The organism is Fimbriimonas sp. LA-C6 (assembly GCF_055398105.1).
In genome coordinates, this window is the sequence record NZ_AP038796.1 from 1,591,928 (window position 1) to 1,604,482 (window position 12,555).

9 protein-coding genes are annotated in these 12,555 nt (G+C 56.2%); 5 read left to right on the forward strand and 4 right to left on the reverse strand.

Translation table 11 applies throughout. From position 1 onward, the window contains the following. The first annotated feature begins 24 nt into the window (after window positions 1-24). From ACZ51B_RS07450 to ACZ51B_RS07460, 3 genes are all read left to right on the forward strand, one after another. Entirely contained in the window at window positions 25-1,824 is a 1,800-nt protein-coding gene (locus ACZ51B_RS07450) for an ABC transporter ATP-binding protein (protein ID WP_464296606.1), read from the forward strand. A gap of 104 nt (window positions 1,825-1,928) precedes the next feature. Next, window positions 1,929-3,254: a phosphotransferase gene (locus ACZ51B_RS07455; protein ID WP_464296607.1), complete on the forward strand. Its 1,326-nt coding sequence runs from the start codon at window positions 1,929-1,931 to the stop codon at window positions 3,252-3,254. A gap of 75 nt (window positions 3,255-3,329) precedes the next feature. Further along, window positions 3,330-3,839, forward strand: a complete 510-nt coding sequence (locus tag ACZ51B_RS07460; protein ID WP_464296608.1) for a hypothetical protein — start codon at window positions 3,330-3,332, stop codon at window positions 3,837-3,839. 19 nt (window positions 3,840-3,858) lie between these two features. Here ACZ51B_RS07460 and ACZ51B_RS07465 read toward each other — a convergent pair whose 3' ends face one another. Further along, entirely contained in the window at window positions 3,859-4,971 is a 1,113-nt protein-coding gene (locus ACZ51B_RS07465; protein ID WP_464296609.1) for a Zn-dependent alcohol dehydrogenase, read from the reverse strand. A gap of 46 nt (window positions 4,972-5,017) precedes the next feature. Beyond that, on the reverse strand, window positions 5,018-6,040 hold the full coding sequence (locus ACZ51B_RS07470; protein ID WP_464297176.1) for a M42 family metallopeptidase: 1,023 nt from the start codon (window positions 6,038-6,040) through the stop codon (window positions 5,018-5,020). 54 nt (window positions 6,041-6,094) lie between these two features. On the opposite strand from ACZ51B_RS07470, the gene ACZ51B_RS07475 reads away from it, so the two are divergent. Continuing rightward, window positions 6,095-7,078, forward strand: a complete 984-nt coding sequence (locus ACZ51B_RS07475) for a peptidylprolyl isomerase (protein ID WP_464296610.1) — start codon at window positions 6,095-6,097, stop codon at window positions 7,076-7,078. A 21-nt stretch (window positions 7,079-7,099) separates the two neighbouring features. Further along, window positions 7,100-7,381 (forward strand): hypothetical protein, encoded by a 282-nt coding sequence (locus ACZ51B_RS07480; protein ID WP_464296611.1) that lies wholly within the window; start codon window positions 7,100-7,102, stop codon window positions 7,379-7,381. 89 nt (window positions 7,382-7,470) lie between these two features. Here the strand turns inward: ACZ51B_RS07480 and ACZ51B_RS07485 are convergent, their stop codons facing one another. Then, window positions 7,471-9,396 (reverse strand): beta-N-acetylhexosaminidase, encoded by a 1,926-nt coding sequence (locus ACZ51B_RS07485; protein WP_464296612.1) that lies wholly within the window; start codon window positions 9,394-9,396, stop codon window positions 7,471-7,473. Window positions 9,397-9,467: 71 nt separating this feature from the next. Next, window positions 9,468-12,476 (reverse strand): AfsR/SARP family transcriptional regulator, encoded by a 3,009-nt coding sequence (locus ACZ51B_RS07490; RefSeq protein ID WP_464296613.1) that lies wholly within the window; start codon window positions 12,474-12,476, stop codon window positions 9,468-9,470. Window positions 12,477-12,555: the final 79 nt, after the last annotated feature.

Sequence of the window (12,555 nt, forward strand, 5' to 3'; positions counted from 1 at the left end):
GACCCGATTGGGTAACAAGGGAGTGTGAAACCGAACGAGCCGGGTACTCCCAAGATCAACCCCACATCTTTCAAGCGCGTGTTTGGCTTGTTTAAGCCTCACCGAGGCGAGGCGTATATCATGCTTCTCTCGGTGCTTGTAGCGGTGGTGCTGGGAATTATCCCGCCCTTCTTCACGCAGATCATTATCGACAAGGGGCTTTCGAAAGCTGACCTGAGCGTGATTTCGACTTACTCCACGCTCACTATTGTCACGATCCTCTTTGCAGCTGGTTTCACCTTGCTCTACGGCTATCAGAGCGCAGTAATCGGGCAGAAGATCATGCGGGAACTGCGGAACACGCTGTTCACGCACCTCCAGGGGATGTCGCTTCGGTTCTTTACCAGCACTCGAACGGGCGATATTCAGACGCGGTTGATCTCCGACGTGGGTGGTGTACAGAACGTCCTCACCAACACCTTCATCGATGCCCTCAGCAACATCGGAATTGTGATCTCTGCGATCCTGGCGATGCTGTTTATGGACTGGCGGCTCACGATCCTTTCCTTGTCGCTGATCCCTTTGATCGGGTTCATCGGCAAGTGGGTGGGAGATTTCAGCCGTGACGTGAGGACCGGCACCCAAGAGCAGACCTCCGAGCTGAACTCGATGATGCAGGAGAACCTTTCCGTTTCCGGTGCATTGTTGGGCAAGACCATTGGGCGAGCCGACGTTCTTGCAGCCAAGTTCGATGTTGAGAACGAGAAGCTGTCCCAGTGGCAGATCAAGGCATCGATCCTGCAGTACGTGTTCTTTGGGATGATCCGCATCATCACGCAGATCGTGCCCGCGCTGATCTTCTGGTTTGCGGGTTGGCTTATCTTCCGGGGAGACCAGACCATCACGGTAGGAAAGCTCATCGCGTTTTCTGGAATGCAGATGCGCATGTTCTTCCCTGTGACAGGACTCATGAGCCTTCAGGTGGAGCTGATCAGTTCCATGGCGTTGTTCGACCGTATTTTTGAGTACATCGACATGCCTCACGACATCCAAGACAAACCCGACGCCAAAGCGCTACCGAGGTCGGCTGCGAAAGGTGAGGTTGTGTTTGAGAACGTCGGCTTTAAGTACGACCAATCCGGCGACGACTGGGCGTTGAAGGATGTCTCTTTTGAAGCGAAGACCGGCCAGTTGGTCGCACTGGTGGGCCCTTCCGGCGCGGGTAAGACCACACTGACCTATATGATTCCTCGCCTGTACGATGTGGATGCGGGGCGGGTTTTGATTGATGGCGTGGATGTCCGCGATATCCGGATGGAGGACCTCAAGCAGATCGTCGGCATGGTGACTCAGGAGACCTACTTGGTTCACACGACGATCAAGGAAAACCTGCTGATCGCGAAGCCAGATGCGACGGATGAGGAGTTGAAGCAGGCATGCATCAACGCAGCCATTCACGACCATATCGCTTCCCTTCCTGAGGGTTACGACACGGTGGTGGGTGAGCGTGGGTACAAGCTCTCGGGTGGAGAGAAACAGCGGCTTGCCATTGCTCGTGCAATTCTCAAGAACCCGCCGATCCTCATCTTGGACGAAGCCACGTCGGCGTTGGACACCACTTCCGAGCGCATCATTCAGAACTCGTTGAACTCGCTGATGGTCGGAAGAACCACCTTTGCCATCGCTCACCGACTGTCTACCATCCTCAACGCGGACCTCATTTTGGTCGTGCAAGATGGTCAGATTTTGGAGCGTGGCAAGCACGCGGATCTGCTCGCATTGAATGGCTTGTACGCGAAGCTGTACATGGAGCAGTTCCAGTCCGAGCGTCAACCGGTCCCCTAGTCCATACGTGGGGACCTGAGTTGAACAACGATTCGTAAAGCAATTGTTTGATTTAGAGATTCTCTTGTTAAGAAATTGACCCAACCGCCGGTAGAATTGTCCCGATGCTGCCCCCCTCTGTCATTGGCCACGGCAATGGTGCCGTTAAGCCCGACCATCTCATCGGCTCCTTCCGAAACTTCTCGGAATCAGATATTTTCTGGGTAGCGTCGCAGTTCGGGATTGCACCGATCGCATCCATCACGCCCTTTGCCGAGCGGGGCAACATCAACCTCCAGACCTATTTGGTGGAGTGTGTCGAGGGTCGCGAGTACTTGCTCCAGCGGATCAACACGGATGTTTTCAAACAGCCCTACCGTGTGATGAACGCGATGCAGGAGTGGATCAAAGCGCAGTCCGAGTACATCGCCAGCGGCAAGGCACCCACCTGGACCATCTGGGAGCCGATCACCCTTGTGCAGACCACCTCTCAAGAGTCGTTCTTGGACATCTCGGACTCGACGGGCTGGTCGGTGTGGCGCATGATGATCAAGATTGCCGACAGCGTGAGCTACAAGAGCCTCAGCGCCATTGAGGATCTTGATAAGCGTGCGGCACTCGCCGAAGAAGTCGGTCGCGGCCTCGCACTGAGCGCCGATCTCACCTCGCGCATGAAGATTGATGGCTTGGTCAGTTCGCTTCCCGGCTATCGCGATACCAAGGGCTATTACAACCAGTTCCATTCCGTGGTGGCGAGCAATACCAGCCTAGACGACTGCAAAGACCTGCTGCCTACAGACTCCGAAGTTCGCGAGTCCACCCAAGAGCTTTATGTGCTGGCTATCTCCCAAGAAGAAGCGAAAGACAGGCTCAACGATCCTGAGATTCAGCCATTCATTCAGCTGATCCAAGAAGAAGAGCGCAACGCCCTCACGCTGTTCCGTGCTCTCGAAGAGGGCACCATCCGAAATACCGCCATCCACGGGGATACGAAGATTGAGAACTTCCTGTTCGCCCGCGAGAGTGGACAGGTGCGCTGCCTGGTAGACCTCGACACGATCATGCCGTTCACCTGGCTTGCCGATTGGGGCGACATGATGCGGTCCCTGTGCAACGTTGCGGGTGAGAAAGAGGCCAACACCGACCTTATTCGCGTGGATCAGTCGGTTTACGACAACGTAACACGCGGCTTCTTGCAGACTGCAAAAGAGGTCACCGAAGCTGAAGTAGAACTGATGGCTGATGCCGTGCAGATCATCACTTTGGAGCTAGGCGTCCGTTTCCTCACCGACTACCTGCGTGGAGACAACTACTTCATGCTGGGCCCCGGCGACGAGCCCGATCTCAACAAGGTTCGAGGCATTGCCCAGTTGACGCTGTTCCAACGGCTGAAAGAGTGCGACGCCTGGACTCGTGCTTGCGTGCTGGGTCACTACAACGCGGCGAAGTAAATTTCCATAAGTGTAATGGAGCCTCAAGTGCGCGGGAGAAGCCTTATAAGGTTTGAAGCGACCCAGCGACATGCGATGGTTGCGAGTTGGAGCATGTATGGCTCGACTCAAGTGTTTTCGCCAGTGAGTTCGGGCAGCGAATGGCAAGAGATTTTCGGCAACATCTCGCCGCTGCTCGAAGACACCGTTGTTTCGGGTGGTTTGGAGTACTCTGTGCCGCTCGAAGGACTACAGAATGAGATTCGCAAATTCACTCCGGGTTCTTGCAAGTTTGATGGTGTGTCGGTTGAGAGTGTACTTAACTTCGCCCCACTATACAAAATCGATACGGTTAATCTCGAAGTGACCTCTTTGAAGTTCGGGCCGATTCGAATTGAGGGCACTTATCACAATCCAGGTTTCGAAATCTGGGGAGATGAGCGACTCTTCGACTTGCTGCCGTGGAAACACCTTTGGTTCGAATCGGTCTGGGATTGGGTTGGGCACTACTCTAAGAACAGTCTGGTGCCTCGTGAATTTTGGAAACCAGAACACGAAGCAATCCTGAATGAGCTTCTGGAGCCACGCGTTAGTCCCGAGTCTTAGACTCGGGACTAATGAGAACCTACAGAATGATGACCGAGCGAATCACATCGCCGGTTTCCATCACATGGAATGCCTCTTCTACGTCTTCTAGCCCGATCTTGCGAGTGACCATGCTATCGAGGTCCAGTTCGCCCTTCAGGTACAGATCTGCCAATAACGGGAAGTCGTGTGAGGGAAGCGCGTCGCCGCAGTGGCATACGTGCAGGGCGGCTTTGTTCCAGTACACACCGGTTGCCATGTCACCTAGGTTCAGGTTCACGGAGTCCGTGGCGGCTGGGAAGCCGATGGTGGTGGCTGTTCCGCCGTAGGACAGCATCTTGATGGCCTGCTCTGTACATGCCGGTATACCCGTGGCTTCGAACGCGAACTCCACGCCGCCGTCCCAACCGTCGTCTGTGATGCGTCGCACTTCCGCGACCGAATCGACTTCTTTCGCGTTGACCAGGTGAGTAGCTCCAAACATCTTGGCCCATTCCAGCTTGGTCGGGTTCACGTCTACGGCGATGATCTGCTTGGCATGGCACAGCTTGGCGCCTTGAATGACACTGAGTCCCACACCGCCGCAGCCGATGACCGCGACACGCGCGCCTGCAAACACGGGTGAGGTGTTCATGGCCGCTCCAACTCCGGTGACAACGCCGCAGGCGATGAGGCAGGCCTTGTCCAGCGGCATCTCTTTCGGCATCTTAATGGCGGCCTTTGCGTGAACAACTGTGTGCGTGGCAAAAGTGCCGCATCGCAGGACCTGTGAGCAAAGCGCGCCGTCGCTCTTGCGATGGATTCTCTGTTGTGGCCTCAAAGCTACATAGCAGTGGCGAGGATCTCCTCTTCGGCAAGCTGGACACTGCTCACATGGAGCGCGGTAAGCGATGACCACGGGGTCCCCTACTTGAAGGTGGGTCACACCAGGACCGACCTCTTCTACATAACCTGCACCTTCGTGTCCTAACACGATGGGGAACGACATGCCGTTGCCGTTCAGGTTCTTCACGGTCAAATCGGTATGGCAAACGCCACTGGCGGCCAATCGAATGAGAACCTCATTAGGGCCTGGCGAATCGATCACGATGTCGCGCAAAACGGAGGGCTGGCCCGGCTCCTCTAAAATAACGGCTCTACCTTCTACTGCCATACCGATATCGTAGCAATGTAGAGCCGTGTTTTGCCAATAGGTGAGATCACAACCGCTTGATGAGTTCAATCGTGAGCGCTGCAAGCTGGTCCATCGCGTCGCGATGCATGATCTCGTAGCCGTGGCTGTTCATCATTGGGATGCCAAGGGTGATGGGTCGTCCGCACAGGCCGTGACTTGCCGCACAAGAGGCGTCGCTGCCTCCTCTTGAGAGAGCCTGGAACTGGATGGGGATTCTCTTCTCTAAGCTGATCGACGCGAGTAGGTCGCCATCGGCTGCGGACATCGCTGAGTAGCTGTCGTTCACCCAGATGGAAGGGGCGGCGCTCAACTCAACAGGGGCGTCGGTCACGCTGGGGGAGAGTTCCAGGGCGATGCACACGTCGGGTCTCAGCTCTTGCATCACGAACAGCGCACCCTCACCGCCTACTTCCTCGGCGGCGCTGGCGACAAACACAGCCTCTACACCAGAGTCTTTCAGGGCGTTTAGAACCAGCAACCAGGCGACGAGGTCTGCGCGGTCATCCAAGAAGTGGCCTGAGACATACTCGCCAAAGGTGAAAAGGTCGCGGCTCTGCTTCCCAACCACCACGCGGGTGCCGGGGCGTACGCCTAGAGACTCCAACTGGTCCTTTGTTTGCCCAGTGAACACACGCACCATGTCCCAATTCAGCGAACCCGAATCGAGCTTGCGAACCGTAGAGCTGGGGTCGGCAGTATGGATCGAGCCGAAGGAGAGCACGCCGTCAATGTCCCGGGTCGGGGACAAGACTTGCACAGGGCCTTCGCCCAGCTTCCAAGGGAACAGTCCTCCCAATGCGCCTACCACGAGCTGGCCGTCTGGTTCGATGCGCCGGACGATCATGGCGATCTCATCCATGTGGGCGGTGACCACGATCTTTGGCTTCTCGGCCGTGCCTAACTTCACCAAGAGATTGCCTTTCGCGTCGCTGGTTGAGGTGAGTCCGAGTTGGCTCACCCGTTCAGCAAGGTACTCCAGAACCCGGTTTTCTTGACCAGGAGGGCCGGGGATACGTACGAGGTCGCTCAGGAGTTCGATTGGAGTCACGTTCAAGACTTTAGCTCACATTTCGTCGTCAGGTGTACTATGCACCTATCCGACTTGAGCAGGAAAAGTGATACGCTTATCCATGTGAAGATTCTGGCTTTGCTATTTGGAACACTTTGCAGCGCAGCAGCTTTGTCCCAAATCACCCCCAACTACGCTTACAACGGCATCAACCGCCCGCTTTGGGCACGGGTGAAGATTCCAAACAGCGAAGCTGGTCGGGCAGAAATTCTCCTCTTGGCTCCAGTGACCGCTGAGGTGGTTTCACGGGCAGAGGCAACCGATGGCATCGCCGATCTCGCGGCGATCTTCCCAGACCTTTGGAAGACAAAAAAGCCGCGACTCCTCTACGCTCAGCTAGTCATTGGCGGACGAAGAATCGGCCCGGCAGTGGTTTTGCAGCCGATGACCAACCCAAAGATCTCACGTCTTGCAAAGGACGACAAGACCGTGGAGTTCGTGCCTGATGAAGACCAGGCATACGCCGGGATCCGAGCCTGGGTGGACAAAGAACTGCTACTGGAAACATCTCTCGGCAATATCCGGTTCCGTCTACGCCCCGACTGCGCACCGAACACCACATGGAACATCATGCAGCTGGTGGAAGGTGGCTTCTATCGAGATGTCATCTGGCACCGCGTGGTGGCAGTGGCAAGGGGCAACCCCTTCGTGATCCAAGGCGGCGACCCGACGGGTTCTGGGAACGGCGGTCCTGGTTTCGCCTACCCGCTGGAGGACTCCCCGTTGCCACACGATTTTGGCGTCATCTCCATCGCCCGAAGCACCGACCCCAACACCAACGGATGCCAGTTCTTCGTATGTCTCAGCCGAGAAGGAACGGCGCGGCTCGACCACAAATACGCCTCGTTCGGCGAAGCCATCCTGGGTGGAGACACGATTCTGAAGACCGCGGCTGTGGCTGTGGGTAAAGAGGATCGCCCGAACAACCCACCGCTCATCAAGCGCGCCCGCTTGGTTGACGCGGCACCTTATGGCACGGGTCCTAAACCTGTCAAGAGACCCGCACCGTCAAACTGAAGCCTGATCGCAAGAGTAAAAATGACAAGCCACACATCTCCCAAGAGAGCCTTACTGGATGAATTAGAACTCCTTGCTGCGATTTTTGTTGGTCAACTGTTGCTGATCCTGATTGCAGTCACTGTTGTATGGACACTTGGAGTCCGGTTCCCATACATGTGGGCGACTACTCCCTTTGTTGCGATAGCAGGAACTCTTACGACCAGAAGCAAATTCAGGAAGACCGGGAATGATGTCCGCTATTTCTCGATGAGAGGCAAGGCACAACGTCGCATGCACGGACTAGACGAACTCACAGACTGACCTGCTTCGACGTCTGAGAGACAAGGTGGGTGATTAGGTCCCCCTGGACGAGGCTTTGGGCCACCGCGCGAGCAGCGGCCCAGAGCTTTCTACTTCCGACTGATAAATATGTTGCCGTTGGAGTCGTTTCCTCCATCGGCCCTCACCTTTGCGCGTAGCGTGTACTTCTTCCCTGCCGTAGCAGTCTTGACTTCCAGAAGATAGGTGTTCAGCTTCTCAGCGCCGCCCGTAAAGCCCGCGTGCTCATCTCGGGCGACGGGGTTGCCATCTTCGAGGAGTTCGACCCACTCGATGTCGAGTCGGTGCTCGCCGGAGGCGTAGCTGAAGGTGACCTCATACTTCCCTGGTCCACCCACAGCCCCGCCCAAGTCCCAGGTTTGGACCGAAGCTTCGGAAGTGACCTGCCCAGACTTCCAGCTGCCCACGGACTTCTGAAACGGAGAGGCTTGTTCTTTGCGATAGTTCACATCCAGCACATCGAGGCGCTTCAGATGCGTGGAGAGCCGCTGCTTGAAGTCGGCGAAGTCTTTCTGATCGTTAGGACTCCACGCCACCTCAGACAAAGCACACAAGCGCGGAAACGCCATGAACTCCATATGGCGGGAGTTCGGCATGTACTCGGACCATAGCTGCGCGGATGGCCCAAGGACCTTCTTCCCTTCCTCCGCCGTGAGTTCCTTGGGGATTGGGTTGTAGTTGTAAACGGCTTCAAGCGGAAGATAGCCGCCAATTGCGGTCGGTTCCAGATTGGTAGGTCGCGCCTGGTAGAAGTCCAAGTAGGTGTAAGTGGTAGGAGCCATCACGACTTCGTGGCCTGCCTTGGCCGCAGCGATGCCGCCAGCCTCACCTCGCCACGACATCACGGCCGCACCCGGTGCCAACCCGCCCTCCAGGATTTCGTCCCAACCGATGAGCCGACGACCTTTGGATGCCAGGTAGCTATCCATCTGCTTGATGAACCAGCTTTGCATCTCGTGCTCGTCCTTCAAGCCGAGCGATTTCATCTTGGCTTGGACCTTCTCGCTTTCCTTCCACTGGCGCTTGGGACACTCGTCCCCGCCGATATGGATGAACTTGCTGGGGAACAGTTCGATCACTTCGTCCAGCACGTTCTGAAGGAACTTAATGGTGGAGTCGTCCACATTGAACACGTCCTCGTGAACGCCCCAATGAGTGCTGACATCCAGCTGCTTACCTGTATTCCCAAGCTCAGGATAGGCGGCGATGGCGGCCTGTGCATGACCCGGCATCTCGATCTCGGGCACTACGTTTACGAAGCGGGCCTTGGCGTACGCCACGATCTCTCGGATGTCGTCCTGTGTGTAGAAACCGCCGTGGGGTTTGCCATCGTAGCGGCCCTCGTTGTAGTGGCCCGCCATGGTCTCTTTTCGATACCCGCCCACGGAAGTGAGCTTCGGATACCGCTTGATCTCGATGCGCCATCCCTGGTCTTCCGTGAGGTGCAGGTGGAGCACGTTCATCTTGTGGAGCGCCAGGCTGTCGATGTGCTTCAAAATCCAACTCTTGGGCATGAAGAACCGGCCAGTATCCACCATATTGCCGCGCCAGCCAAAGCGGGGCTTGTCTTCAATCTTCACACAGGGAGCCGACCATTCTTGCCCCTCGACCTTCGCTTTGCGCAGGCTCTGTGCCGGGAAAAGCTGTCGCAATGACTGGATGCCGTAGAACACACCTGCGGCATGAGGAGCGCGAATCACAACCTGCTTCGGTGAAACTTCCAGCTGATAGCCCTCCTCGCCAAGATCCTTCAGCTTGCGATCGATCCTCAGTTCGATCGTGTTGTCGCCAGCCCGACCGCGAATCGGCAGGTCATAGCCTGTCGAAGGATTCAGATCGTTTTGCAACTGTCGGGCCAGGGCAGCGGTCTCTTTGCTCGCCACGATGGAGGTGTCGGCCTTCAAAACAAACTTCCCTTCCAAGACCACCGTTTTGAGCGGCTTGGGAATAATGTCGATGTTTGCCTTCGTCTGCGAGAGTGCGATAAGAGATACCACCGTTGAAATCACGAATCGATTTTGCTCCGATTTCCGGAAAAGATGCACCCTTTTTTCAAGAAAGATTCTGGTTATTTACACGATCTAGTAACCCGAGTTTCATGAATCCCCTGCATCAGCCTGAGTGACTCCGAGTAGGTCATGCTCCTTCCAATCTGCCAATGCTGGTGGAACAGGGCTGCTGGGATCTTTTCGCAAAGCACTGCTCGTTGTGATTGATACTCCTTCAACTCGACGCCAATCAGGTTGTCACCACTCTTAAGTTGCAGAGACTCCACAAACCCCATCAGCTGAGCGGCCTCTTTGAACAGTTCCAACTTGATGCATAGATAGGACGCTTGCAGGAAGACGCGCCACTCCACATACCCTTCCTCCGCCTTTAATGTAATGGCTTCTAGAATTTGATTGAGCGCCTCGTCGAGGTCGCCATCGGCGATACAAACCCGGGTGTAATTCACCAGAGCAATCACAATGCCCCCACGGTATCCGGTCGGTTTTGCATGCTCAAGCGACTCGATGATCCACTGCCGAGCAGCATGATGCTCCCCTGCGTGGAGGGCAAGATTAGCCAGATTGTTCAGAGCTGTCGCGATCCGATCTGGGTCACCCGTTTCCCTCGCGAGCATCAGCGCCCGGTGATAAAACTCCCTCGCTTCGTCCCACCGAAGCTGCTCCACATACAGGTTGCCAAGGGCGAGATGCGCTTTTGTGAGCGCCAGATTGGAGCCGGACTCGACAGCGGCTTGCAGGATCTCGTTGAGGATCTTCTCCTCCACTTCGTAGTCGGCAAGGCGGTGTGCTTCTAAGTGAAGACCAAACTTCGTGTTGATGATACTGGCGTGGTCTTGGTGCTCTTCAAATGTTGGCACCGCTGCTTCCAGTAGCTCCTTCCCAGCTTCGTACTCTCCATAAACCCAATGGAGGTGCCCCAGTGCCGCCGTTGCTTTGGCCCAATTGAGCGAAGAACCTGCACCCGAGGCTTCTCTCGTGATGCGTAGCAGGGCGGCGCGACCTTCTTCGATCCTGCCGCGATACATCCAGTACTCGGAGAGGATAGCGGCCATTCTCAAGACCTGATCCACGCTTTTGTTCTCTTCGAACCAGGCAAGGGCAGCCAGGATGTTGGCGTAGTCCGCATCAATCGCCTTGGCGCCCGAGTCGCGCGTGTCTTCTAGCGATTCCAGGAACGACAAGAAGTAGTCCGCATGCTGCCAGCGGCATTCTGCAGACAGATCAGGAGAAAGCTGAGCCAACGCAAAGGCCCTGACTGTATCCAACATCCCAAACCGAGATTCGTTCTCGTGATGCTCGATGACGAGCATGGATCGGTCTACTAACTGCTGAAGCGCCAAAGCAGTATCCGCATCCCCTACAACTTTCATCGCCGCCGCCACACTCCAGCCTCCCTCAAATACGGAGCACTTCACAAAGGCTGCTTTGAGCTTGTCTCCAAGCAGCATGTAGCTGGCCTCAATCGCCGCGCGCATCGACCGATGCCGCTCTGGAATGTCGCGTCGTCGGCTCTCCAACAGGTCGAACCGTTCTTTCATCTGCTCCAACATCTGGTTGGGCGTCAAGATTCGTACCCAGCCAGCCGCCAGCTCAATCGCAAGTGGAATCCCTTCCAGACGGCGACATAGAGAAACGATGCTGGGCGCCGTACGCTCGGTGAGTTGGAAATCTGGCCGCACGCTCTGTGCACGGTTCACAAAGAGCGCCACCGCCGGATTCTCGGCAAGCTCCAAAAGCCGTTCCGTTGTTTCTGGGGAAGGTAGAGGAAGCGGCGTTAGGACGACGAGCTGTTCAGCGGCCAGCTCCAAAGGATGCGCCGAAGTCGCGATGCAGAACAGATCAGGCGTTGCCTGAAATAAGTCTTGTAAAGTCGAGGCCGTGGCATCGACCGACTGCTCGAGGTTGTCGAGGATCAGCAGCGTTGGGCCCAGCGATCGCAGCTCCGCAATGATGTCCTGCACGGAGTGGTCATGCGACTGAGTTGAGGGCTTGATCCCACGAATGATCGCCGAGGAAACATCAGAAGGATCGACCGGCGGCGCTAAAGAGACAAAGAACACTCGCCCTTGGAACGACTCCCCCAATTGCCAACCCGCCTCGATGGCAAGCCGCGTTTTCCCACAACCGGCAGTCCCCAACAAGGTCACCAGCCGTGTCCCCGTCTTGATCTTGTCCACGATGAGACTGAGTTCAGCCTCTCTTCCCAAGAACCGCGTGAAGGGTCTCGGCAGCGCCGGTTCGTTCTTGTCGGTAGAACGTCGCATGGGGGTTGCCGGAGCTGCAGCGGCGCGGGGGTGTTCGCTTACCTCGCGGATGCGTGGAGCTCTCGACTCTTCCGCCGCTCTCTCTCGCAGAGACCGCAACTCATCCGGAACGGTGAAGCCGGACGTCCTGAGTTCTAACTCGAACTGCTCGATCTGTCGCATCGCGCTCTTGGGGCGGTTCGCATCGAGATACAGCTCAATGAGCTCTAGCTGCGAAACCTCGTCCAGAGGGTCCAGTTGAGTCATTCGTCGAGCCATTTCGATGCAGCGATCAAAGTCGCCCTGCCCTCGGAGTAGCTCCACTAATCGGCTCAGTGCGGTTGCGTACTGGTCTTGCGCCTCCAGGCGGTAGTTCTGCAGCCAGTCCTCGTAGTAGCCGCTCATCAGGTGGCCCTGATAGAGGTTCACTGCTTGCGACAACAAATCAATCTCTTCCAGTTCCGGGGCATGGGACGCCTTGCGAACCAGGTTTCGAAACTCGACCCAGTCTATCGAGACCTCCGCGGTGTTCAGACAAACCGTGTGATGATCGGCAATGAGAATGGTGCTCCCAGCCATCTCGGGCGGATGCAGCTGCCGCCGGAGAGATGAGACCGCTTGGTTCAGTCGATTGCGAATAGCCGTGGGATCGCCCTCAGGCCACAGAAGCTCAGCCAGAAATTCACGCGGCTGGGGCTTGTCCACATTGAGAGCTAAGTAGCCCAGGAGTGCGCCAGTTTTTTGAGTTTGGAAGCGCTCTATTCTGCGGTGAGTTTGGACCACGCATAGTCCGCCCAAAAGCTCAATTCGACTGGGGAGGTGCACCTTCTTATTTTGCCATTGATTTCTGTAATATAAGCGGTTAAATTGCGTTCCTTGCAGCCTGTCCGGTTCAATAGCCGCT

What these genes read in the sequence shown, in the direction of transcription:
- ACZ51B_RS07455 (WP_464296607.1), top strand. Translation starts at nt 1,929, where the DNA reads ATGCTGCCCCCCTCTGTCATTGGCCACGGCAATGGTGCCGTTAAGCCC.
- ACZ51B_RS07460 (WP_464296608.1), top strand. Translation starts at nt 3,330, where the DNA reads ATGGTTGCGAGTTGGAGCATGTATGGCTCGACTCAAGTGTTTTCGCCA.
- ACZ51B_RS07465 (WP_464296609.1), bottom strand. Translation starts at nt 4,971, where the DNA reads ATGGCAGTAGAAGGTAGAGCCGTTATTTTAGAGGAGCCGGGCCAGCCC.
- ACZ51B_RS07480 (WP_464296611.1), top strand. Translation starts at nt 7,100, where the DNA reads ATGACAAGCCACACATCTCCCAAGAGAGCCTTACTGGATGAATTAGAA.